The 24,646-nt window shown below is 30.1% G+C and carries 16 protein-coding genes and 1 other annotated feature; of the genes, 11 read left to right on the top strand and 5 right to left on the bottom strand.

Annotated elements, in window-relative coordinates; genetic code table 11:
- Positions 1-128, top strand: a 128-nt coding sequence (locus tag A3M9_RS14450) for a transposase (protein WP_198011955.1), incomplete at its 5' end; no start/stop codon positions are given.
- Positions 129-331: 203 nt separating this feature from the next.
- Here A3M9_RS14450 and A3M9_RS0108320 read toward each other — a convergent pair.
- Together A3M9_RS0108320 and A3M9_RS0108315 are read right to left on the bottom strand one after the other, a co-directional pair.
- Entirely contained in the window at positions 332-547 is a 216-nt protein-coding gene (locus tag A3M9_RS0108320) for a hypothetical protein (protein WP_027308821.1), read from the bottom strand.
- 5 nt (positions 548-552) lie between these two features.
- Positions 553-2,163, bottom strand: coding sequence for a Na/Pi cotransporter family protein (locus A3M9_RS0108315; protein ID WP_027308820.1), 1,611 nt, complete (start codon positions 2,161-2,163; stop codon positions 553-555).
- A gap of 272 nt (positions 2,164-2,435) precedes the next feature.
- Here A3M9_RS0108315 and A3M9_RS0108310 point away from each other — a divergent pair, with 272 nt between their 5' ends.
- Genes A3M9_RS0108310 through A3M9_RS13520 form a run of 4 tightly spaced genes read left to right on the top strand, consistent with a single transcriptional unit; the run spans position 2,436 to position 8,640 of the window.
- A complete protein-coding gene (locus tag A3M9_RS0108310; RefSeq protein ID WP_156897888.1) occupies positions 2,436-5,063 on the top strand; it encodes a DEAD/DEAH box helicase in 2,628 nt (875 codons plus the stop codon).
- Positions 5,064-5,071: 8 nt separating this feature from the next.
- Positions 5,072-6,631 (top strand): ATP-dependent helicase, encoded by a 1,560-nt coding sequence (locus A3M9_RS0108305; protein WP_027308818.1) that lies wholly within the window; start codon positions 5,072-5,074, stop codon positions 6,629-6,631.
- Between the two features lie 12 nt (positions 6,632-6,643).
- The gene (locus A3M9_RS14635) at positions 6,644-6,817 is read left to right on the top strand and encodes a hypothetical protein (RefSeq protein ID WP_156897887.1); all 174 of its coding nucleotides are present in this window, start codon (positions 6,644-6,646) and stop codon (positions 6,815-6,817) included.
- 11 nt (positions 6,818-6,828) lie between these two features.
- Positions 6,829-8,640 carry an LTA synthase family protein gene (locus A3M9_RS13520; protein ID WP_035166190.1) on the top strand — a complete coding sequence of 604 codons (1,812 nt, stop codon included), beginning with the start codon at positions 6,829-6,831 and terminating at the stop codon, positions 8,638-8,640.
- Between the two features lie 18 nt (positions 8,641-8,658).
- Here the strand turns inward: A3M9_RS13520 and asnA are convergent, their stop codons facing one another.
- Positions 8,659-9,666 (bottom strand): aspartate--ammonia ligase, encoded by a 1,008-nt coding sequence (asnA, locus tag A3M9_RS0108290; RefSeq protein WP_027308816.1) that lies wholly within the window; start codon positions 9,664-9,666, stop codon positions 8,659-8,661.
- A gap of 78 nt (positions 9,667-9,744) precedes the next feature.
- Positions 9,745-9,992: a binding site (T-box leader), on the bottom strand.
- A gap of 172 nt (positions 9,993-10,164) precedes the next feature.
- Here asnA and A3M9_RS0108285 point away from each other — a divergent pair.
- From A3M9_RS0108285 to A3M9_RS0108260, 6 genes are all read left to right on the top strand, one after another.
- Complete coding sequence (locus tag A3M9_RS0108285; protein ID WP_027308815.1) at positions 10,165-14,235, top strand: GGDEF domain-containing protein; 4,071 nt, start codon at positions 10,165-10,167, stop codon at positions 14,233-14,235.
- A 40-nt stretch (positions 14,236-14,275) separates the two neighbouring features.
- Positions 14,276-14,773, top strand: coding sequence for an SEC-C metal-binding domain-containing protein (locus tag A3M9_RS0108280; RefSeq protein WP_027308814.1), 498 nt, complete (start codon positions 14,276-14,278; stop codon positions 14,771-14,773).
- Positions 14,774-15,251: 478 nt separating this feature from the next.
- Positions 15,252-19,535, top strand: coding sequence for a 2-hydroxyacyl-CoA dehydratase (locus A3M9_RS0108275; protein WP_027308813.1), 4,284 nt, complete (start codon positions 15,252-15,254; stop codon positions 19,533-19,535).
- Positions 19,536-19,697: 162 nt separating this feature from the next.
- Positions 19,698-22,049 carry a glycoside hydrolase family 31 protein gene (locus A3M9_RS0108270; RefSeq protein ID WP_156897889.1) on the top strand — a complete coding sequence of 784 codons (2,352 nt, stop codon included), beginning with the start codon at positions 19,698-19,700 and terminating at the stop codon, positions 22,047-22,049.
- A gap of 287 nt (positions 22,050-22,336) precedes the next feature.
- Positions 22,337-23,092 (top strand): threonine/serine exporter ThrE family protein, encoded by a 756-nt coding sequence (locus A3M9_RS0108265; protein ID WP_027308811.1) that lies wholly within the window; start codon positions 22,337-22,339, stop codon positions 23,090-23,092.
- Between the two features lie 6 nt (positions 23,093-23,098).
- Positions 23,099-23,551: a threonine/serine exporter family protein gene (locus A3M9_RS0108260; protein ID WP_027308810.1), complete on the top strand. Its 453-nt coding sequence runs from the start codon at positions 23,099-23,101 to the stop codon at positions 23,549-23,551.
- On the opposite strand, the gene A3M9_RS0108255 is transcribed toward A3M9_RS0108260, so the two are convergent.
- Together A3M9_RS0108255 and A3M9_RS13515 are read right to left on the bottom strand one after the other, a co-directional pair.
- Positions 23,541-23,978, bottom strand: a complete 438-nt coding sequence (locus A3M9_RS0108255; protein WP_027308809.1) for a Fur family transcriptional regulator — start codon at positions 23,976-23,978, stop codon at positions 23,541-23,543. The two genes, A3M9_RS0108260 and A3M9_RS0108255, sit on opposite strands and share 11 nt — an antisense overlap.
- Positions 23,979-23,994: 16 nt before the next feature.
- The gene (locus A3M9_RS13515; protein ID WP_035166187.1) at positions 23,995-24,444 is read right to left on the bottom strand and encodes an aromatic acid exporter family protein; all 450 of its coding nucleotides are present in this window, start codon (positions 24,442-24,444) and stop codon (positions 23,995-23,997) included.
- Positions 24,445-24,646: the final 202 nt, after the last annotated feature.

Genomic DNA, 24,646 nt, shown 5'->3' with positions numbered 1-24,646 from the left:
TTGATATACCATATACAAATGCTTGTACTGAAGGCTTTAATAACAAAATTAAAGTTATTAAAAGAAATGCCTTCGGCTTTAAAAACTTTGATAGGTTTAGAAATAGAATTCTTCATTGCTGTAATTAAAGTAAATTATAATACCAAATTTTAGAAAACCAACTCCCGTTGGTCTTTTTGTCCTGCAATTTTTTGCAGGGGACTCTCCCCCATCCAACCTATCTTTATAAAATCACTCTCAAACAAGAAAGGACAGGCATTCTAATTGAATACCCGCCCCAACAATTGACAAAGAGCCCTTTTAATACCCTGTTCGTGGCACCCTAAATTAATTATTCATCCTTCTTCATACAGTGTGGACAAGGATAATAAAAGGGATGGTCTAAAAGTAATGAAGCTTCATTTAGTGAGCTATACATATCAATAGCCTCTTTATCAATGCTATCAATATTACATTCTGTTTTTTCATTTAATAAATCGTGTAAAGTCTTTTTTTCTATATCATATAGATATCTTTTACCATAGTAGGGTTCTTCGTATCTTCTCATCCTCTTCACTCCTTAAAATCAAGCACCATTTGTGCTATGTTGTTTGAGTGGTCACCTATTCTCTCTATGTTACTAATTAAATCTAAGAATATTGTACCACTTGCAGTTAAACATACACCCTTGTTTAATCTATCTATATGTTCATTTCTAAGTTGCTTTTCCATTATATCTATTTTTCCTTCAGCCTCAAGAACCTTTTGTGCTAATCCAAAATCAAAATTCTTAAGGGCTTCTATTGATGAATCTACTGCATATTTTGCAACATCATATATTTCGTGAAGTTCCTTTATTGCATCTTCTGAAAATGCTAATTTATTATCAACTCTATATTGTGCAAGTTCTGCTATGTTATCAGCGTGGTCACCTATTCTCTCAATGTCATTTACAACGTGGAATAGGGAAGTTACAATTTCTGAATCGTGCTCAGAAAGAGAAGTATTAGATAGTGCCACCATAAAGGCTGTTATTTCTCTTTCAAGGAAGTTTATTACCTGTTCAACCTCAAATACTTTATTTATAAGTTTAGTGTCCTCATTGAAGAAGGCTTCCATAGATCTTGTTAAATTTTCTGAAGCGATTTGTCCCATCCTTGAAACTTCCTTAATAACTTGACCAACTGCTATTGAAGGTGTTTCAAGTAGTCTTGAGTCTAAGTGTTCTAATGTCATTGCAGTTGCTTCCTTTTCTTCACCAGGAATTAACCACTTAACCCATTTAACAAGTAGAGGTATAAATGGTGCTTGAATTATTACGTTTGTTAAATTAAATATTGTATGGGCATTAGCAATTTGTCTCTTTATATCGCCACCAAGTATAGGGATTAGCTTTACTACTACAGGTAAAATAGACATAAAAATTATAGTACCAATTATATTAAATGAAAGGTGTATAAATGATGCTCTTCTTGCGTTTTTACTTGCCCCAATGCTTGCAAGCATTGCCGTAACACAGGTACCAATGTTATCACCAAATAGTATTGGAAGAGCAACATTAAGAGGTAGTGCATTAATTCCAGCAAGAGCTTGAAGAATACCAATTGTAGCACTACTACTTTGAACAACTGCTGTCATTCCAAGTCCTACAAATACTCCAAGTATTGGGTGAGTACCTAAGGTTATAATTAGATTTCTAAACCCATCCATCTGAGCAAGTGGCTTCATTGAGTGTTCCATCATTTTCATACCAACAAATAGAACACCAAAACCAAATACAATCTCACCAATATCTTTAGTTTTCTTCTTATTTGAGAACATAAGCATTGCAGCACCAATAGCAAGTATTAGAGGTGCAATATCAGTTAGCTTAAAAGCAATAAGCTGTGCAGTCATTGTAGTACCAATGTTTGCACCCATTATAACTCCTGCTGCTTGATATAGATTCATAAGTCCTGCATTAACAAAACCAACTGTCATAACAGTTGTAGCAGATGAACTTTGGATGATTGCAGTAACAACTGCACCTACAGTAATTGCAAGTATTCTGTTAGTTGTTAGAACTTCAAGTATTCTTTTAAGTTTTTCTCCTGCAGCCTTTTGAAGTCCGCCTCCCATCATATGCATACCATAGACGAAAAGACCAAGGCCACCTAATAGTTCAAAGACCATTTTAGCGTTCATAATATACCCCCATCTTTAACATTATTAAACGCGTAAATAAAAAGATTTTTACGCGTCCATTTTCGACAATATAATCTTTTAAAGTGTATTTTTCAACACACGTTGTACATTATAGTTAATCAATGTTAATTCTGTGTTAAGTTTATGTTAACAAAACAAAACATTTAACCTGTTCATAAAATAGGATTAACAAGAACTTAACAACATCCTATATTAATTATACATTTGAATAAATACTTTTAAAAGTATAAAATTAAATAGGGGTGATTAATTTGTATTTAAAGGAGATAGAATCATTTAAAAATAGAATAATATCAGAAATCAGTATAGATGAAAGGTGTGCAAGTTATGTAGATTTTCCAAAGAATATATCGGATGAATTAAAGGAGTTTTTAATTAAAAGAGGTTTTACAAAACTTTACTCACATCAAAGGGAGATGTTTGAACATTCAAAGCAGGGTGAAAATGTTATTATAACAACCCAAACAGCAAGTGGAAAAACTTTAAGTTTTTTACTTCCAGTAATAGATGAAATACTTAAAGATAATAAAACAAGAGCTATATTTGTATATCCTACAAAGGCTCTTGCAAATGACCAGTTTAGAAACATTCTTCCCTTTATTGAGCATTTTGGAGAAGATAGAATACAAGCAGGTATATACGATGGGGACACACCCCCTAATGAAAGAACAAGGATTAGAAAAACAGCAAATATAATCCTAACAAACCCTGAAATGTTAAATTCAGCATTTTTACCTAATCATAGTCTATATGGGTTTAACCACGTTTTTTCTAAGTTAAAGTTTTTTGTTGTAGATGAACTTCACGTTTATAGAGGAGCCTTTGGTTCTCATATGGCAAATATAATTAGAAGACTAAAAAGAGTTTGTAAATACTATAGGTCAAACCCTCAATACCTTTTTAGTTCAGCAACAATAGCAAATCCAAAGGAACTTGCAGAAACATTAACTGGTGAAGAATTTTATCACGTTAAGAAGGATGGTTCGCCATCCCATAAAAAACACATTTATATTTGGCAGCCCCCGTATGTTAGAGATTCTGAATATCGAAAGACTCCAGAGGAAGAGGCTGCAGAGATTATACCTGATATGATTCAAAATGGAAGAAGATTTATAACATTTTGTAAAAGTAGGCGTGAAGTTGAGGTTGTTTTAAAGGAAACGCGTGATAAGTTAGCAAATGTTGAATATATACCAAGCCTTCTTGATTTGACAGATAAGATAGCAGGATATAGAGGAGGATATAAAAAGGAAGAAAGAAAGGATATAGAAAAAAGGCTTGTTAAGGGAGAAATTAATGGTGTAATAGCAACAAATGCTTTAGAACTTGGAATAGATATAGGGGATATTGATATTGTAATATGTTCTGGTTTTCCAGGAACTAAGGCATCCTTTTGGCAGCAGGTAGGACGTGCGGGAAGGCGTAAAGAAGCTGTCGGCATACTAATACTTGATGTTGGCCCAATTGACCAATATATAGCGGTAAATAGCGAATTTTTATTAAAGACAGGTGTAGAAAATGCAGTTTTAGATAAGAATAATCTTTTTATTCAACTTGCCCACGTAAGAGCAGCTGCAGCAGAATTACCACTTACTCTTGATGATGCAGAACTGTTTCCTGATATAGCAGAGATAATACCTGTTCTTTTAAAGGCAGGAGAGCTAAAAAATGATGGTGGAATATTTACTTGGATAGGAAAAGAACATCCTGCAGGAGATTTTAGCCTAAGAAATATTTCAAGGGATATTTATAAGGTTATAAACAAAGTAAATGGAGAAATGCTAACAGAGATGGATGAGTATCAGGCCTTCCACGAAGTATATGAAAAGGCTATATATATGCACGATGGAGTTCAATATATGGTAGAGAAGCTTGATTTGGTGAATAGAATAGCAACAGTTTTTCCAATAGAAGTTAATTATTTTACTGTTCCCTTTACAGACACAATGGTAAATATAATAAAGGAGTTTAAAAGTGTTGATTTTGCAAGGACTACCGCAACCTTTGGTGACGTTTTAATTAAAGAGGCAGTTGTTGCATATAAAATGATACAGTTCCACAATAGGCAAAACTTAGGATTTGAATCAATAAAGGATAACCTATTTACCACTCTTGAGACTGAAGGGCTTTGGTATTTAATACCGAATGATGTTGATGAAGTTTTAAACCTCTATACGGAATTTAATTATTATAACGGTATTAAACATTCACTTCTTACTGCAGCAAGAATAAGAACAATGGCAACGGCTGAGGATATTGGAGCAACTATGTTTAACACAGTTGAAAAGGATGGAGAAATAAAAAGGGCCTATGTTATATTATATGATTTATATCCAGGTGGATTGGGATTTACAGAGAAGGCCTTTGATTTTGCAAAGGATATTTTAGTTGATGCTATAAATTTGGTTAGAAATTGCAAATGCAAGGATGGATGTCCTGCCTGTGTAGGTGATTATCATTTGGATAAAAAGATGGTTCTATGGGCACTTGAGGGTATGATGAAGCAGGTGGAGGAGAGCCCTAAAGTAACTAAGAAGGTTAAAGAGGTTGTTGTAGAAGAAAGTAAATATTTTAAATTAGAAGAGCTTCAATTTAAATGGAATGATTTTAGAAATTTCTTAAAATCAAGAAGTGAATCCTTTTTAGGATTCTTTAATATAGTAGATGAAGTTGAAGTTAGAGGTAATGTACTAATTTTAAACGTTACATCTGATTTCTTTAGACAATGGATAATGGATACTTTAAATAAGGCAAAGATTGAAAATATAATAAAAAGATATGTAGAGGTTAGAGATAATTTTTCAATAGATGTTAATGTAATTAAATCAGAAAGCAAAATAGATAAAATTATACGTAGGTATGATGATTTAGTTAGGTAGGTGAGAATTTGACAAGTCTATTTGATAAGTTAAATAGCTTTCAAAGAAGGGCAGTTGAGGCAGATGAAAAGTATGTAGCATTAAGGGCAAGTGTAGGAAGCGGAAAAACAACGGTTATAGTCTATAGGGTATTGTATCTTCATCTTATAAAAAAAGTACCGTTAAATAAAATTATGGTGGTTACCTTTACAAATAAAGCAGCAGAGGAGTTAAAGGAGAGGCTTAAAAATAATATAGATGAGGAAATAAAATATATAGGTACCTTCCATAGCATTGCAAACAGGATATTAAGAGAAAATGTGGATATAGATAGATATGGTTATACCAAAGATTTTAAAATAATAACCTGTGAAGAGGCTGGAGAGATATTAAATAATATAGTAAAAGAGGGGAGGTTAAATATAAAATACAAATCTAAAATACAAAAAAGAATAGAAGAATTTAAAAATGGTAATCTACTTTATGCTAATATGAAAAAGGAAGACGATATCGAAAAGCTCTATGAAGAATATAAAAGGGTTAAGAAGGAAAAAAACATAATGGATTATGAGGATTTAATTATAAATTGCTGTGACTTTTTAAATGAAGAATTAGATTTTGAACATATAATAGTAGATGAATTTCAGGATACTGATTATATGCAGCTAAAACTTATAGAAAAGATTGCAGGAAAAAGAGGGAGTATATTTGTTGTAGGAGATCCAAATCAAACTATATACTCCTTTAGAACAGGAACAAAAAATATATTTAATTCTTTTATAGAGAAATATAATGCAAGAACCTATGATCTTCCTATAAACTACAGGTCAACAAGAACAATAACGGAGGCAGCAGCAGCTTTAATAGGTGAAAAAATACATTGTGAAAGGGAATATGGAGAACCAATCAAGATAACAAGCCATTATGATGCCTTTAATGAAGCCAATTATATATTAAGAAGAATAAAGGAATTAAAGGAAAATGGAGTAAACCTTAAGGATATTGCTGTGCTTTTTCGAAGACAGGTGCAGGGAGAGCTTCTATATGATGTATTGAGCCGTGAAGTTGAGTGTGAATTTATAAAGGGAATAGAAGTAGAACAAAATATGATAAATAGGGAATCTGTAAAGCTACTTACACTTCATTCCTCAAAGGGATTAGAGTTTAGATATGTTTTTATAGTTGGGGTAAATGAGGGGAATATACCAATATCAACCAAAAGAGAGATTGAAGAAGAGGAACTCAGGCTTTTCTTTGTTGGAGTTACAAGGGCAAAGGAAGCTCTTGAGATATCTTATATAAAAAGTCCGTCCTATTTTGGGTTTAAGGGATATAAGAGTCAGTATATATCTATGCTTCCTAAAAATCTTTTATTGGAACAGGATAGTAACTCAAAATATACTTTAAATGAAATTTATGATATGTTAAGATTAGAAAAAGAAAGGAAAAACATAGAAAAAAAGGTTACGCACAAAAAATATGGAGAAGGGTTAGTAATATATGAGGATGATAATATTTTAAAGGTTAAATTTGATTCCTATGGAGAGAAGGAGTTTTTAAAGTTGTTTTGTCAAGGAGAATTTATTTAAGGGGGAATTTGTGTGGGAGAATTTAAAAATAACAACGAATTAAATGATGAACCAATTAGGCTTGGTTTTAAGGATGTGCTTGCTATGACAATCGCAGCAATTGAAGTACTTTTGCCAATTGCACTTTTATTTGCAGGTATAATGGGTATAGTATTTTTTATTCTATTGAAGTTTTGGATTAAGTAGGGAGGAATTAGATGCACTTTTTGAAGGAGAGATTAAAAGGTATTTATCAAAATAACAAATTATTTTTTTTGGCAGTATTTTTACTATTTATTAAAAGTATATCCATTTTAGCATATATAGTAACTGATACAAAGAGTTTTGCCATTTTTTACACAATAGGCTGTATACCATCATACCTATTATATTTCTCATATATTGTCATTTTGATGTCATTTTATTTTCTATTTAGAGGGAAGTTTAAAGTTTACTATTTGTTTTGCATAAATTTTTTTGTTACTATATTGTTTTTAATTGATATTTGGTATTTTAGAGGCTTTGGCAGTTTTTTATCAGTACATTCATTGATGCAGACTGGAAATTTATATAATTTATCAGATAGTATAAAATCTCTAATAAAGTTTTATGATTTATTTTTGTTTTTGGATATTTTAGTATTATTCTATTTTTATAAAAAACAAGAGGTAAATGTATCTAAAAAGAGTGTACAAGCTAAAGCATTTACCATTTCATTGTTAGTTTCAATTATTTTTATAATAGAACCAGTGGACGCAAAGATTTTATTTAACACTAAAAAACAAGCAATATATCAGATGACATATTCACCAAAGGTTACGATATCCAATTTATCACCAATTGGATATCACGTTTTTGACGTATTCAATTATATAAAAGAATGTAGGCATATAGAACTTACAGAACAGGAAAAGATGGATATAAAGGAATGGTTTAATAAAAAAGAAAATATAGAAGGGGAAAATGAATATAAGGGTCTATTTAAAGGTAAAAATTTGATTTATATACAGGTCGAATCCTTAGAGAACTTTGTTATAAATAAAAGCGTTAATGGAAAAGAGATAACACCTAATTTAAATAGACTTTTGAAAAATAGCATCTATTTTAATAATTATCACGAACAGACGCATAATGGTATTAGTTCAGATGGAGACCTTATTGTAAATACTTCGTTATTTCCAGTTAGGAGAGGAAGTACATTCTTTAGATATCCAGATAATACCTATAATTCTTTACCTAAAATATTAAAAAAATATGGTTATTATACCCACGCAATACATTCAGATAAAGGTCCCTATTGGAATTGGATGAGGGCATTATATTCAATAGGATTTGATAAGTGTACAGATGAAACAAGTTTTAATGTTGATGAGAAGATAGGTTTAGGATTAAGTGATGAATCCTATTTGAAACAGATAGTTCCATTAATTAAAACTCAAAGACAGCCCTTTTACACCTTTATTGTAACATTAACAAGCCATATGCCCTTTAATATTGATGAAAAATATAGGGGTTTAAATTTAAACAAAGAACTTAATGAGTCATATTTGGGTGGATATTTTGAAAGCATTCATTATACAGACAAATGTTTAGGAATGTTTATCGATGAACTTGATAAACAGGGACTATTAGATAATACAGTTGTTGTAATATCAGGTGATCACGAGGGGGTTCATAAGTATTATCAAAATAGTATAGAAAATCTAAGCCAAAAAGAGGATTGGTGGCTTGTTAATAACAAAGAGATACCTCTCATAGTGTACCATAAAGGAATGGAGCAAAGGACAATTGATACAATTGGTGGACAAGTTGACCTTTTACCAACAATATGTTATCTGCTTGGAATAGAAAGCAGAGAATATCAAGATACTGCAATGGGTAGAGTTTTACTTAACACTAATTTAAATTTTACAGTATTAGATGATGGAAGGGTTATTGGAGAAGTAGATGAAGAAATAAAGAGGCACGCACTAAAGGGAATTGAAATTTCCGATAAAATCATAAGCTCAAATTATTTTAAACAAAGATAAGGGCAAAGCCCTTATCTTTTATAATAAAGTAATTCCTAATTCACTACACTTTTTTACTACGTCTTCTGGCCAAACAGATGATTGAACTTCACCAATATGAGCCTTTCTTAAAAAGAACATACATATTCTTGACTGACCAATTCCTCCACCCACTGTAAATGGAAGCTCTTCCTGTAAAATCATTTTATGGAATGGCATCTCTAATCTTTCACTGCAATTACACTTTTCAACTTGATAAAGTAGAGCATCCTTATCTACTCTAATTCCCATAGAAGACAATTCAAAGGCACAGTCTAAAACTGGGTAGTAGAATATTATATCACCATTTAGTTTCCAATCATCATAATCAGGAGAGCGTCCGTCGTGTTTTATACCTGATTTTAAATAATCTCCTATCTGCATTAAGAAAATTGCCCCATACTTTTTACAGGCTTCATATTCCCTCTCCTTTGGTGAAAGTTCTTTATACATATCTTCAAGTTCCTGTGTTGTAATAAATGTTATTTCTTCAGGTAAAATAGGTGTAATATGGGGATACAAGCTGTAAACATAAAGTTCAGTTTGCTTAAACACGCTATAAATATCTTTAACTATTTGTTTTAATGTTTGAGTGTTTCTTTGTTCCTTTAGAATTATTTTTTCCCAGTCCCACTGGTCAACATATATTGAATGAAGTGCATCAAGTTCCTCATCGCGTCTTATTGCATTCATATCAGTATATAGGCCTTCTCCAGGTTTGAATCCATATCTTTTTAGAGCATACCTTTTCCACTTTGCAAGGGACTGAACAACTTCAAGTGTTTCTTCTTTTATATCGTAGGCGTCAAAGGATACTGTTCTTTCAACTCCGTTTAAATAGTCATTTAAGCCTGTTGACTTTTGAACAAATAGTGGAGCAGAAACTCTTGTTAAGTTAAGCTTTTGAGATAAAGCAGATTCAAAGTAGTCCTTTAATCTTTTTATTGCAATTTCAGTTTCCTTTAAATCAAGTGTAGGTTTATAATCATAGCATACCTTCCATTCCATAATAGTTCCTCCTTAATAAAATTTATTTATATGTATGTAGCGCTACAAAATTACAAAATAAAAAACCCTTCATCCCTATAATGGGACGAAAGGTTAACTTCCGCGGTACCACCCAAATTGGTATAAAACCCACTTTCAGTACGGAGAAAAACTCGATACTGTACTCCTTTTAACGGTAGAGTAATCCGCCCAAGTCTACTCTCATTTAAATGATTTCGGTTGGGAGCTTAGGGATGTTCTTCAATATAGGCATCGTACTGGTCTTCCACCGTCACCAGCTCGCTTTAACTACTTCCTATATCTACTCTTCCCCTCATCGCTTTTTATTAATTATAAAATGAAATTTTATATATGTCAACATTCAATTTTTAAAAAATTAAATATATTATATTTTGTTTTGTATTTTGTATATTTATTATATTATTAAATTTTACAATAAAAATATGATATAATTAGTTTTGTTAATTTAAATATTAAATTTTGGGGTGTTTGGAGACTATGCATAATGAATTGATTTTTAAAACTGGTGTACATAGAGAAATATTAAAATTTGAAGAACAAATAATAGACTCATTAAATAAAAATAAAAATGTAATTATTAATGGGAAAAGAGGATATGGAAAAACTTTTATATTAAAGAGGATTACAGAGAGACTAAAAAGTAATAAAACTTATGCTATTTATTTAAATTCTGAAGAAGAAAATATATGGTCTAACTTTATATCTCAGTTATTGAATATTTACATGTCATCTAAGAATTACACAGTATTTAATAAAGAAATTTTAGAATTATCATTAATCAATATAAATAAACAATGTAAAGAGGAACTATATAAATCATTTTATTATATAAGGCAAATAATAAAAGATATTACAGTATATACGAAATTAATTGTTCTGGTAGATAATATACAATATCAAAATGAAAATTTATTAGACTTAATCTCCTTTTTATTAAAAGAAAAATTGTTTGATGGATTTAATTTTGTTGTAGCGTATTCTGAAGATCTGGATGACAATTTTACAAGTTTTATTGAAAAAATTAAAAAGACAGATTTTATTGAATATAGTTTAAAGAAGATAAATACAAATCTAATAAAAGAGATTTATTATGAAATATTTAATAATTACGATGAAATTAAAGTAAAAAAAATTGTTGAAATTACAGATGGAAATCCTCTTTTAGTATTACAATATTTAAATTACGAAAAAAATAATAGGGAAGATACGTATATTAATGAACTTTGGCCAATAAAAACATTTAATGAATTACAAGAAGAAGAAAAAAATATAATTGAGCTTATTTGTTTTTTTAAAAATGGTGTTAATTCATATGTTTTAACTGAACTAACAGGATACCCATTAACGAAAGTAGAACAAATAATAAAAAAGGTATATTTGTTAGGTTTGATTAGTTATAGTATTACAGATATAGGATTAATATTTAAAGTACCCTATATGGTGTTTAAAGACTTTATATTAGAAAAAATGGATAATGAATATAAGGGCAAAATAAGAACAAAAATTATTAACTTACTAAATAAAGATCAAACATATTTTTTGGCATTTAATGATGAGGTTTTATTTCAAATAAATCATATTAATGATATAAAACTAAAATTAGAATATTTAAATAAACTTCATAGGTTTTATTTAAAGCAAAAAAAATGGAATGCACTTATAGAAATAAAGTCTGAATTAATAAAATTACATTCATATGATGATGGATTTAAAATTTATGAGTCAATATCAGGAATATATGAATTAGTTGGTGAAACTAATAAAGCAATTGAAATTTATGATAATTTGTTAAATCAATATAAAAACAACAGCTATAAAACATTAGATATTTTAATTAAAAAAGCAAAAGTATTTGTAAGGACTAACAATGTAAAGGATTTTAAAACAATAATGCAAATAATAAAAGAATATAAAATAGAAGACATTAACAATAAAAAACTTAAGGATAGTGTAATGATACTTAATACATATAATGCTCTATTTGATGGTGAATTAGAGACTGCAAAATATATTTGTAATAATATATTAAAAGATAAAAACACAGAACTGATTTTAAAAGGTGAAGTCTATCAAATTTTTGCAGTGGTTGATAAATTTACTGGAAATCCTAAGGGAGCTATAAGGAATTTTTTAAAGGCATATAAACTATTTACAAAGTGTGGATATGTAAGAGGTATTGTACATTCACTAAATAATTGTGGTACAATATGGGTTGATGATTTAAAGGATTTTGAAATGGGATTAAAGTATTTAAAAAGGTCTTTAGAAGTTGCAAGAAGAAATAACGTTACATCCTTAGAAATTATGCCTATATGTAATATGGCATTTGTTTCATTTTATAGATTTAACTTTGATGAATGCAAAAAATATTGTATAGAAGCTATAAGATACATAAATAGAGTTAATAATTTAGCTATAAAAAATATACTTTTAGGATGTCTTTCGTTTATAGAATTATGGAATGGAAATTTTAAAAAAGCAATGAAATATATTCAAGAACAAAAGGAATTGATAGATAAGGTACATAATAGTTATTTATGGGCCTATAATTTATCAATGGTTTTGTTTAACTTATTAACAAATAATGAAGTAGAGTTTAGTAATTATTTAAATGAGATAAGGTTGAATGAGGATAAGTTACCTATAAATGAAGAGATAGAGTTGTTATTTAATGTAAATAATCCCCAATACTTTATTGATAATATAGACAATATTAATCCAAGTTTTAAATTAGATATATGTTTACAGTTGTGTGAAAAAGGCTTTGATAGCTATGCAATGACAATATATAAAGATATAAAATTAGATGAAGAATGTAATATAGATTCAATAGCAAAAGATTATATAGTAAGATATTTTTTAGGATATCCTTTAAATTTAGAAACTATAGAATCAATTATAATGAGTGTAAAAAATAAGCATATACTATGGAAGTTGTATTTCATAAAATCAATATTAAACAATAATAACAATAATAAATTTTCAGCTATAAATGATATAATGCAGGCAGCAAATATAATAAATAATATTTTTTATGCATTAGATTTTTCTTACAAAAATAATTATATAAAAATATATGAATTATATTTAAAAGAACTTAAAAGGCAAAATCTAATAGAATATTTCAATTTTGTATTAAGTGAAGATAATAAACATAATAGAATAAATGATGATATTATAAAGAAATATTGGATAGATGAAAACAAAAACAAAGGAAAAGTAATATTTGAAGATATAATTCAGGTTGTTAAAGAGTTTTCAGGTGATTGTGTCAAAAATTTAGAATTAATAATAAATTATATACAATGTATGACTATGTCTCAAGAAGTATATATAGTAGATACTTCAAATAATGTAATAGCAAGTACAAATAATAAATTGAAAAATAGGCAAATAGCAAAAGATTTAAAAGAAGGTATTTATAAATCATATAAATATAATATAAATAAAAAGGTAACGAAAATGATAATTGAAATAAAAAATCAAGAATTTAATGAAGCTTTTTTGGTAGTTGAAAGTGATAAATATTATAATAATATAAATGTAAAAACGTTTGATAAATGTAAAATGTTAACTAATTTATTGTTATATAATATACATCAATTTAATATAAATCAGAATTTTTATATTGATAAGTTAACTGGTGCATATAATAGAAAATATATGGACAAGGTTTTTGAAGAGTTAGATAATTTTAAGAATTACAGTATAGCAATGTTTGATATAGATAATTTTAAATACATAAATGATAAATTTGGGCACTTATTGGGGGACAAGGTTTTACAGGAGTTTTCTAAGGCGATATTAACAACTAAAAAAAGAAATTATTTACTCTTTAGATATGGTGGAGAAGAGTTTCTATTATTTATGCCAGATACATCACAGCAAGAAGCATTAGTTTTTTGTGAAGAAGTTAGAAAAATTATAGAAAATAAACAGATTCAAGGTATAGACTATAAACTTACTGTAAGTTGTGGACTTTATTTTTGTGATAATATTAAGGAAAGCATAAATTCAGCAATTGAAAAAGCAGATATGGCTCTTTACATATCAAAAAATACAGGTAAAAATAAATGTACAGCTTGGGATGCAGAAAATAATATAAAAGTAAATAATGAAAAATCTATTTCAACTGGAAATATAGTGAAGGATTTAAATTATTTAAATGGTATGTATAAATTAATAAATATAGTTAAAATGAGATTAAATAAAGAACAAAAGGTTGAATTATATAAAAACATTATTAAGGAAATTACATCAGCAATAAATGTAGACATATTTATACCTTCAACTAAAATTATTGAAGATAATTTATTCGAATATACTCTATTAAAGATGATAGAAGATAAGAGTCTAAAAGTATTTGTAGAAACTATAAAAAATAATAATTCGTTTTTCATTAAAGAAAATGTACTTGTTCCCATAATAAAAAATGAAAAGATCGAATATGTTTTACATATTGTATTTGATAACCAAAACTTGCTTCTGACACAACAGGATTATAATATGCTTTCAACTATTGCTCAAATATACTTGCTTATGGTATAATCAAATGTTGTTAAAACTTTAATACAAAGGAGCGTTAGGTATGAGCTTATATAAAAAGTGGGAAGAACTTGCAGATTCAAAGGTTAATGCACCAGACTATGAAGAGTTTTGGACAGATTATCTAAAGAAGGAACAATTAATCTACAAGGACATATTAGAAAATAAGAAAAATATTGTTGAAGGAAAGTTAAAGGATCTTGCTAATCAATATGGTGTTGATGAACTTACATTTGCTGCGTTTGTATCAGGTATTAATACAAGCTTAGTAAATCCAGTAGATGAAGAAAAATTAGAAGAAGATACAGAACTTAAGCTTGAAATAGATTTTGAAAAGCTATATTACAATATGCTTGATGCAAAGGCAAACTGGTTATATGAACTTCCAGAATGGGATGGCATTTTAACAGTTGAAAGAAGAAAAGAGATAAGAAAAGAATACAACAAGTCAAAGATAGTTGTAAATGAAAATAAGGTTGGTAGAAACGATCCTTGTCCTTGTGGTTCAGGTAAGAAATATAAGAAGTGTTGTGGAAAATAAGGTGCATATGCACCTTATTTTTTTACTATATTATTTTTAAAATGCATAATAATTTAAAGAACGATATATATAAACAACATATTGTATTTTTATATAAATAAATTATAATATAATTAAATAATAAACAATTTTTCTTACTATTTGTAGCAGATAAAAATATAAACAATAGTTTGCTATTGTATTTTATTATAAAAAAATTTGTATATTTAAAAAATTTTAGTTTAAATTTTCTTTTAAATTTACCATTTTAAAAATTATATGATAAAATATTATTAGTTTTTCAAGAAATTTATCTAATTTAAAAGCAAAAATATAAGTTAGAGTAAATATAATAAATTATTTCAGTTCACCAATTAAGGTGAATTTTATTATTGACATAAAATTAAATTTACAAATACAACCTATAATTTTAGTAATCAAATAAAAAAACAATAGTATAATATTAATATTTAAATTGGTATAGAAGGAAGGTCTTAGTATGATGAAGGTTTTGCGATGTGGTATAGATGTAGGTTCCACCACAGTAAAACTTGTTTTGCTTGGGAAAAATGGGGAGATACTCTTTAAAAGATACCAAAGACATTACTCTGATATTAAAGGAACTCTTAGGGCTCTATTGAAGGAGCTTTTAGATGAATTTGGAGATTTAGATTTTAAGGTTAAGGTTACAGGTTCAGGTGGACTTTCAATTTCAAAGTGGACAAATATACCCTTTGAGCAGGAAGTTGTAGCTTTAACCTATGCGGTAGAAAAACTAATAAGAGAAGTTGATGTTGCTATAGAACTTGGTGGAGAGGATGCTAAAATTACATATTTTAAAAATGGAATAGAGCAGAGAATGAATGGAACCTGTGCAGGAGGTACAGGTGCATTTATAGACCAAATGGCAGGTTTACTTAATACAGATGCAGATGGATTAAATGAACTTGCAAAGGATTATGAGATAATATATCCAATTGCTTCAAGATGTGGTGTTTTTGCTAAAACGGATGTGCAACCTCTATTAAATGAGGGTGCAAGAAAAGAGGATATAGCTGCATCTATTTTTCAAGCAGTGGTAAACCAAACTATAAGTGGACTTGCCTGTGGTAGACCTATAAAGGGTAAAGTTGCATTTTTAGGAGGGCCTTTATACTTTTTATCAGAGCTTAGAAGAAGGTTTATAGAAACTCTTAATTTAAATGAAGAGGATGTTTATATACCACAAAATTCACAAGTATTTGTGGCAATAGGAGCAGCACTTTTAAGTAGCAACAGCAATTTGTACAAATTAAGTGAAATTATAAATAAATTAGATGAAGCAGCAGATATAAAAGAGGTAGATGAAGATATATTAGAACCTTTATTTAAGGATGAAGAGGAGTATTTAGAATTTAAAAATAGACACGAGAAAAACAGGGTTAAAAGAAGAGAATTAGAAACCTATGAAGGGGAATGCTTCTTAGGAATAGATGCAGGTTCAACTACGACAAAGGTAGCATTAATAGATAAAGAAGGAAATCTTCTATATTCCTTTTACTCCAGCAACCAAGGAAGCCCATTAAACTCTATAATAGAAGCTCTAAAGGATCTATATAGGAACTTAAACGATAAAACATATATTGCAAAATCTGCAGTTACAGGCTATGGAGAACAGCTATTAAAAAATGCATTGAATATAGACATTGGCGAAGTTGAAACTGTTGCACATTTTAGAGCTGCTGATTATTTCTTAGATGGAGTGGACTTTATATTAGACATAGGCGGACAGGATATGAAATGTCTTACTGTAAAGGATGGAATAATTGAAAATATTATGTTAAATGAAGCCTGCTCATCTGGATGTGGATCTTTTATTGAGGGGTTTGCAAAGTCTCTTGGGATGTCAATAGAGGATTTTGCAAAGTCAGCACTTTTTGCAAAACATCCTGTAGACTTAGGAAGTAGATGTACAGTTTTTATGAATTCAAAGGTAAAGCAGGCACAAAAGGAAGGTGCAACTGTTGAGGATATTTCAGCAGGACTTTCATACTCTGTTATAAAAAATGCCCTTTTTAAGGTTATTAAACTTAAGGATTCAAAGGATATTGGAAGCAAGGTTGTAGTGCAGGGCGGTACCTTCTACAACGATGCAGTTTTAAGGGCTTTTGAAAAAATAACAGGGCTTAATGTTGTAAGACCTGATATATCAGGAATAATGGGTGCCTTTGGAGCTGCACTTATAGCAAAGGATAGCTATACTGATGGAGAAAAATCAAAAATATTAAAGTTAGAGGAGATAAATAGCTTAACATATTCAAACGAAATAAAAAGGTGTAAACTATGTACAAACAATTGCCTTCTTACTATTACAAGAATAAATGATAAAAGTGTTGTAACGGGTAATAGATGTGAAAGAGGAGCAGGAATAGAAAATACAAAGGAGAAGCTACCAAATCTTTATGAATATAAATATAACAAACTGTTTAGCTATAAACCTTTAGATGATAACCAAGCTATAAGAGGAAGTGTTGGAATACCAAGAGTACTTAATATGTATGAAGATTATCCCTTCTGGTTTACCTTCTTTACTGAGCTTAAATTTAAAGTTATACTATCAGATACATCAACAAGAAGGTTATATGAACTTGGAATGGATACAATTCCTTCAGACACAGTATGCTATCCTGCAAAGATTGTGCACGGGCATATTGTAAACTTAATAAATAAGGGAGCAAACTTTATTTTCTATCCAGCATTGCCCTATGAAAAGATAGAATTTAGTGATGCCCACAACCATTATAACTGTCCAGTTGTAACATCCTATAGTGAAGTAATTAAAAACAATATGGATATCTTAAACGAAAGGGGAATAAAGTTTTTAAATCCATTCCTACCCTTTGATGATAAGGAAAAACTAAAGAGTAGATTGGCGGAAGAACTTTTTGATTTTAATATACCGTTTGAAGAAATAAGTAGAGCAGTAGATAAGGCAGACAAGGAATTAGATAGATTTAAAGAGGATATAAGAAGAAAGGGACAGGAAGTATTAGAATATATTGAAAAGAATCATAAAAAGGCTATTGTACTTGCAGGACGCCCATATCATTTAGATAAAGAAATAAATCACGGAATAGATAGACTTATAGTATCACAGGGCTTTTGTGTTTTAACAGAGGATAGTATTGCTCATCTTGGTAAATTAGATGAACCTTTAAGGGTTGTAGACCAATGGGCATATCATTCAAGACTCTATAGGGCTGCAAGTTTTGTGGCAAAAAGTAAAAATTTAGAGCTTGTTCAACTTACATCCTTTGGATGTGGGCTTGACGCTATAACTTCTGACCAAGTTAAAGAACTGCTTGAAGCCTATGGTAAGATTTATACTTTAATTAAAATAGATGAAATAAATAACTTAGGGGCAGTAAAAATCAGAATTAGGTCACTTAAAGCTGCAGTAGAAGAAAGGGATAAGTTAAACTTTGTTCCAAAGAGAATAAAAACATACAGTGAAAAGGTTACTTTTACAAAGGATATGAAGAAAAAACATACAATACTTGCACCACAGATGGCACCAATTCATTTTGAATTAGTACAGGAGGCCTTTAGATGGGCAGGATACAATCTTGAGGTTCTTCCATCAGTTGATAAAAATGCAATAGATGAGGGACTAAAATATGTAAATAATGATGCCTGCTACCCTTCAATTATTGTAGTTGGACAACTTATGAGTGCACTAAAGTCGGGTAAGTATGACCTTAACAACACCTCTGTTATAATTTCTCAAACAGGGGGAGGATGTAGAGCCACAAACTATATAGGATTTTTAAGGAAAGCACTTTCAGATGCAGGACTCTCACATATTCCTGTAATATCACTAAATGCCGTTGGACTTGAAAAAAATCCAGGTTTTAAGGTAACACTTCCAATGCTTCATAGGGGAGTTATGGCACTACTGCTTGGAGACTTAATTATGAGGCTTTTATATAGAACAAGACCATATGAAAAGGAAAAGGGAAGCTGTGACAGGCTTTATGAAAAATGGATTAATAGATGTAAAAGAGTAGTGAGAAGTGGAAGTGTTTTTGAGTATAAGAAGGTTGTAAATGATATGATTGCAGACTTTGAAGCTGTAGAGATAGAAGAAACAAGAAAGCCAAGAGTTGGTGTAGTAGGTGAAATACTTGTTAAGTTCCATCCAACAGCAAATAACGATATTGTAAAGCTAATAGAAGAAGAGGGAGGAGAGGCTGTAGTTCCTGACCTTGTTGATTTCTTCTTGTATAGTGCCTACGATGCAGAATATAAGCATAAGTATTTATCGGGTAGCAAAAAGGCAAAGATTTTAGGAAATGCAACTATAAAAGTAGTTGAGATGTATAGAAATGTGATAAGAAGGGCCCTTGAGAATTCATCAAGATTTGAGGTACCAACAACTATTTACCATTTAGCTGAAAAGGCAAAGGAAATAATAGATTTAGGAAATCAAACAGGAGAAGGATGGCTTCTAACGGCAGAGATGATTGAGCTAATTGAAATGGGAGTGCCAAACATTGCGTGTCTTCAACCCTTTGCCTGTCTTCCAAACCACGTAACAGGAAAGGGAGTTGCAAAGGCATTAAGGGAAAGATATAAGGATGTAAATATAGTTGCAATAGATTATGACCCAGGGGCAAGTGAAGTAAATCAAGTAAACAGGCTTAAACTTATGATGTCTGTAGCCCACAGGAGGGTGTTAGAATCAGCACAAAAATATATGGACAGCAACATACTACAAGAGGCAAGCGTAGCAGAGGAGAACTAAATGGCAGCCTTATAATATATAACTTATGAAAGAGGTAAAGCAACTCTGTTTTACCTCTTTTTTGTTTAAGTTATTTTAAAAACTCATACAAATTGACACTACTTAAGCGTTTAATTTTGTTGTAGAATTATAGAGAAGGGAGTGATTTATTTGTTAGGAAAGATGAAGGAATATGTAAGGAGAGAGAATAAGTTTATATTTAGTTTCGAGAATGGAGAGGGCATTATAGAGGTAATAAGTGATACAATTATAAACGTTTTTGTTCCAATGAAATATAAGGAACATAATTCAAAGGCTATTGAGAATTTAAAAACAAAGGAAGCAAACATATTAGAAAAAAGATATGAAGATAGAGTAGAGATAGAAACTAATGACGTCATTGTTGTAATATATGATAACTTTAGGGTAGATTTTTATGATAAACAGAAAAATCCATTATGTTTAGATTATGATGGTGAGAGAAGCCCATTTATAAGACGAGGAAATACTTCAATTGCAGAGGGAGAAGGAATAAGTACACAGACAGATTTTAAACCTCATAAAATAGAAGTTATAAAAAAGATGCTTGGAGACGAATATTTTTATGGATTTGGAGAAAAAACAGGACATCTTAATAAAAGAGGATATTACTACGAGATGTGGAATACAGATGATCCAAAACCCCACGTTGAAAACTATACAACACTATATAAATCTATTCCTTTTTTTATTACACTAAGAGAAAATAAGGCCTTTGGTATATTCTTTGACAACACCTTTAAAACATATTTTGATATGGGAAAGGAAAACAGTAGTTACTACTATTTTGGTGCCGATGATGGTAATTTGGATTATTATTTTATCTATGGTCCAAAGGTAGTTGATGTTATTGATGGATATACATATTTAACAGGGAGAACACCACTTCCTCAAATGTGGACACTTGGCTATCAGCAGTGTAGATGGAGTTATGCTCCAGAGAGCAGGGTTTTAGAGATTGCAGAAAACTTTAGAAAAAGGGATATCCCCTGTGATGTAATATATTTTGATATAGATTATATGGATGGATATAGGGTGTTTACTTGGGATAAGGAGAAATTTAAAGATCCAAAGGCCTTTACAGACAGGCTAAAGGATATGGGCTTTAAGGTTGTAACAATTATCGACCCAGGTGTTAAAAAGGATAAGGGATACTATGTTTATGATGAAGGAATAGAAAATGGATATTTTGCAACGGATAAGGATGGTATTCCTTATGTAAATGAGGTTTGGCCAGGAGAATCTTTATATCCTGATTTTTCTGATGAGAGGGTTAGAAGATGGTGGTCGGAAAAGCAAAGGGTTATGGTAGATAGTGGTGTAGCTGGTATTTGGAATGATATGAACGAACCAGCATCCTTTAGAGGACCACTTCCAGATGATGTTCAGTTTAAAAACGATGGTTATCCAACAGATCATAGGGAGATTCACAATGTATATGGACATCTTATGTCAAAGTCTACCTATGAGGGGTTAAAAAGATATACCGATAAAAGACCATTTGTTATAACAAGGGCGTGTTTTGCAGGGACGCAAAAATATTCAACAGTTTGGACAGGAGATAACCATAGTTTCTTTGAACATTTAAGAATGGCAGTTCCTATGCTTTTAAATTTAGGATTATCAGGTTTTGCCTTCTGCGGAACAGATGTTGGAGGCTTTCAGTTTGATTGTACTCCAGAGCTTTTATCAAGATGGGTACAACTTGGATGCTTTACTCCACTATTTAGAAACCACTCCTGTATACATACAAGAGACCAAGAACCTTGGGCCTTTGATGAAAGGACAGAGGAGATAAATAGAAAATATATAAAGCTAAGATACAAGCTTCTACCATACTTATATGATTTATTCTACCAAGCAGAAGAAAAAGGACTTCCAATAATGAGGCCTCTATTTATGCATTATATGGAGGATAAGAATACCTACGAATTAAACGATGAATTTTTATTTGGTGAAAATATTTTAGTTGCACCAATATTAGAGCAGGGAAAAACCTTTAGAGCAGTATATCTACCAGAAGGTGTATGGTATGATTATTGGACAGGAGAAGCATTTGAAGGAAATAGGGTAGTTCTAAAGGATGCTCCAATTGATATCTGCCCAATATATATAAAGGCAGGTAGTATTATACCAACATACAGAGAGATGAATTATGTAGGAGAAAAGGAATTGGATGAAGTAGAATTTGAAGTTTATAAGGGTAATGGAAGCTATCTTCACTATGAAGATGATAGAGAGACCTTTAATTATAGGGAAGGAGAATATAATCTTTACAAATTAGTACAAACAGAACAAGAGAACTTTGTAAATATAAGTTTTAGTGTTGAACATAAAGGATATGATAAGGGTTATAAAAAGGCAAAGATTAGATTAAAGAACATCAAGGCAGAAAAGGTTACAGTAAATGATGTTGAAGTTAAAGCAGAAGTTTATGGAAATGATACAGTAGTTTCTTTAGAGATTAAAGATTGTCAAATAAAATTCTATATATAGGAAATTAGCCGGCTTAACGCCGGCTTATACCATTTTTTATTAATCTATATTAAAGGGGGAACTATTATGGGGGGAAAATTTGAGCTTCACTTTACGTATCTAATAATACACATTCAATATTAAGATGTTGTTGATAAATTGTAAACATAATGTAAATAATAATGTCAAAATATTTTTACAAAGGTTTACAATTTATTTAAGTTAATTTAACTAATAAATAATAAACCTTTTGATTAATTTATGATATATTATTAATTGTTATTATTACATTAAGGATAGGTGATAGTGTGAATATAAAGGAAGTTATGGATATAGCAAGCTTTGCTGGGGAGATACTTCTATCAAGTGGTGCAGAGATATATAGGGTTGAGGATACTATAACAAGGATTTGCAATAGCTATGGAGTCCATTGTGAGTGCTTTGTTATGCCAACAGGATTTTCTTTAACAGTAAGAAACAAAAATGGAGATGTTTTAAGCAATGTAAAGAGAATAAAAAATAGAAGTGTTGACCTTCATAGGGTTGAGATGATAAACACCTTTTCAAGAAGGCTTTTAAATGAGAGGTCCTCTTACAAAGAGGCAATGGAGGAATTAAATAGAATAAAAAATATGCCCTATTTTAGTTATAATCTTCAGATTATATCATCGGGCTTTGTTGCCTTTGGTTTTGCAAAACTATTTGGAGGAAGTTTTTTGGACTCCTTAGTTGCTTTTGTTATAAGTATGTTTATTTTTTATATAAAAGATAACATCCAAAAATATGGATTCTTTCAATTTTTAGAGTTTTTTCTGTCAGGCCTTATGGCAGGAGTATTATCAATAATAGTTGCTAAGTTAATCCCCTATGTAAACATAGATAAGGTAATAATAGGTGCTATAATGACGCTTGTTCCTGGTGTTGCCATTACAAATGGTATAAAGGATGCGCTATATGGCGACTTTATATCAAGTTTTGCAAGGTTAATTGAAGCATCCTTTATAGCAATTGCGATAGGTCTTGGTGTTGGTGTTTCATTAATACTACAATTAAGTTGGGTGTGAGGTAATATGATGGATTTTATTTTAGCATTTATAGGAAGTTTTGCAGGGGCAATACTTTTTAACATTGAACGAAAAAATTTAGTATGGGCTGGTTTATGTGGAGGAATTTCTTGGGTTGTATTTAAGGTATTGTTTATTCAAACCGATAGAGTAGTTTTTTCTACCTTTCTTGCAGCCTTTGCTTGTGGAATATATAGTGAGGCAATGGCAAGGAAGCGTAAAACTCCAGCCTTTGTATTTTCAATTCCTGGAATCTATCCACTTGTTCCAGGTATTACGGCCTATACTACAGTTAGAGCGATAGTAGAAGGAAGATTAGTATTTGCTGCAAATAAGGGAATAGAAACAATAGGAACAGCAGGTGCAATTGCCTTTGGAATAATGCTGGCTACTACAGCTTTTCAGTTTATATATAAAGTTAATGAAAAGTACACAAAAAAGCCTAAGATTACTTCTTAGGCTTTTTTTTACATTCACTACATATTCCGTAAAGTTCTACCTTATGGTCTAAAAGCTCAAAATCCTCATCTTCTATATTGGATTTAAACATTTCAAGGGGACAAAAGTCTATAGCCTTTGTTTTGCCACATTGTGTACATATAATATGGTGGTGGTGATTGTCTAAATCAATTATTTCATAAAAGCAGGTGCTATTTGCATCCATATTTGTTTTATGTACTAATTGAAGCTCTTCAAGAATTTCTAAATTTCTATATACTGTTGAAAAATTTGTTTGAGGGCATTTGTTTTTAGATAGATTTAATATGTCTTCAGCAGATAAAAATTTTCCAATGTTTTCACATAACACCTCTATTATAGCTCTTCTTTGGATTGTCATTTTATATCCATTTGACTTTAATATCTCTTCAAGTTGTACTGCATTCATATTAACACACTCCATTTTATTTTTCTGGTGGAAATATAAAAGAATTCACTAAAAATGCAACAACAATTCCGATAAGCGTTTCCAAAAGTCTTTTATAGCTGTATATAAGGGCGTGTTTATTATCCTTTATATTTAACATAATTGCTAAAAAAACAATTCCTGCCATTGATATTGCATCATTCCACTCAAGTTTATTACAAATATAAATGAGTACAATTATTCCTATGGCTGAGAAAATAGCGTTTGTTGGAAATACAGAAGCAAATATAAAACCAAGAAGTGCCCCAACTGCTGTGCCTAAAAGTCTATTTTTACCTGTTATAAATGTTTTTTCTAATGTAGATTGCATACAAACAAGCGATGCTATAGCAGCATAAAATGGATAATCAAGCCCAACAAAATTTGAAATTAAAATTGATAAAAACACCGAAAGTGCAGTTTTTATGTTCCTAAGACCAATATTCATTTCATCACCTTTAATATTATTTAAAATATTAATTTAAGGTTTGTTTTATAAAAAATAATTTCATATCTTGATTATAATAAAACAAAACATTAATTTCAAATGCAAATAAAAATAAAATATATAATCAAATCATGAAATAAATATATTTAAAAAATATAGTGAATTATGAAGGAATTTTAATATTTAAGTAGAATATTTATAA

It is taken from the genome of Caloramator sp. ALD01 (assembly GCF_000472625.1).
Taxonomy (GTDB): domain Bacteria; phylum Bacillota; class Clostridia; order Clostridiales; family Caloramatoraceae; genus Thermobrachium; species Thermobrachium proteoclasticum.
This window is presented reverse-complemented; position numbering and strand designations above follow the sequence as displayed.

Coding starts and splice junctions, on each gene's coding strand:
- A3M9_RS0108260 (WP_027308810.1), top strand. CDS start 23,099: ATGATGGATTTTATTTTAGCATTTATAGGAAGTTTTGCAGGGGCAATA.
- A3M9_RS0108255 (WP_027308809.1), bottom strand. CDS start 23,978: ATGAATGCAGTACAACTTGAAGAGATATTAAAGTCAAATGGATATAAA.
- A3M9_RS0108285 (WP_027308815.1), top strand. CDS start 10,165: ATGCATAATGAATTGATTTTTAAAACTGGTGTACATAGAGAAATATTA.
- A3M9_RS0108320 (WP_027308821.1), bottom strand. CDS start 547: ATGAGAAGATACGAAGAACCCTACTATGGTAAAAGATATCTATATGAT.
- A3M9_RS0108275 (WP_027308813.1), top strand. CDS start 15,252: ATGATGAAGGTTTTGCGATGTGGTATAGATGTAGGTTCCACCACAGTA.
- asnA (WP_027308816.1), bottom strand. CDS start 9,666: ATGGAATGGAAGGTATGCTATGATTATAAACCTACACTTGATTTAAAG.
- A3M9_RS13515 (WP_035166187.1), bottom strand. CDS start 24,444: ATGAATATTGGTCTTAGGAACATAAAAACTGCACTTTCGGTGTTTTTA.
- A3M9_RS0108280 (WP_027308814.1), top strand. CDS start 14,276: ATGAGCTTATATAAAAAGTGGGAAGAACTTGCAGATTCAAAGGTTAAT.
- A3M9_RS13520 (WP_035166190.1), top strand. CDS start 6,829: ATGCACTTTTTGAAGGAGAGATTAAAAGGTATTTATCAAAATAACAAA.
- A3M9_RS0108270 (WP_156897889.1), top strand. CDS start 19,698: ATGAAGGAATATGTAAGGAGAGAGAATAAGTTTATATTTAGTTTCGAG.
- A3M9_RS0108315 (WP_027308820.1), bottom strand. CDS start 2,163: ATGAACGCTAAAATGGTCTTTGAACTATTAGGTGGCCTTGGTCTTTTC.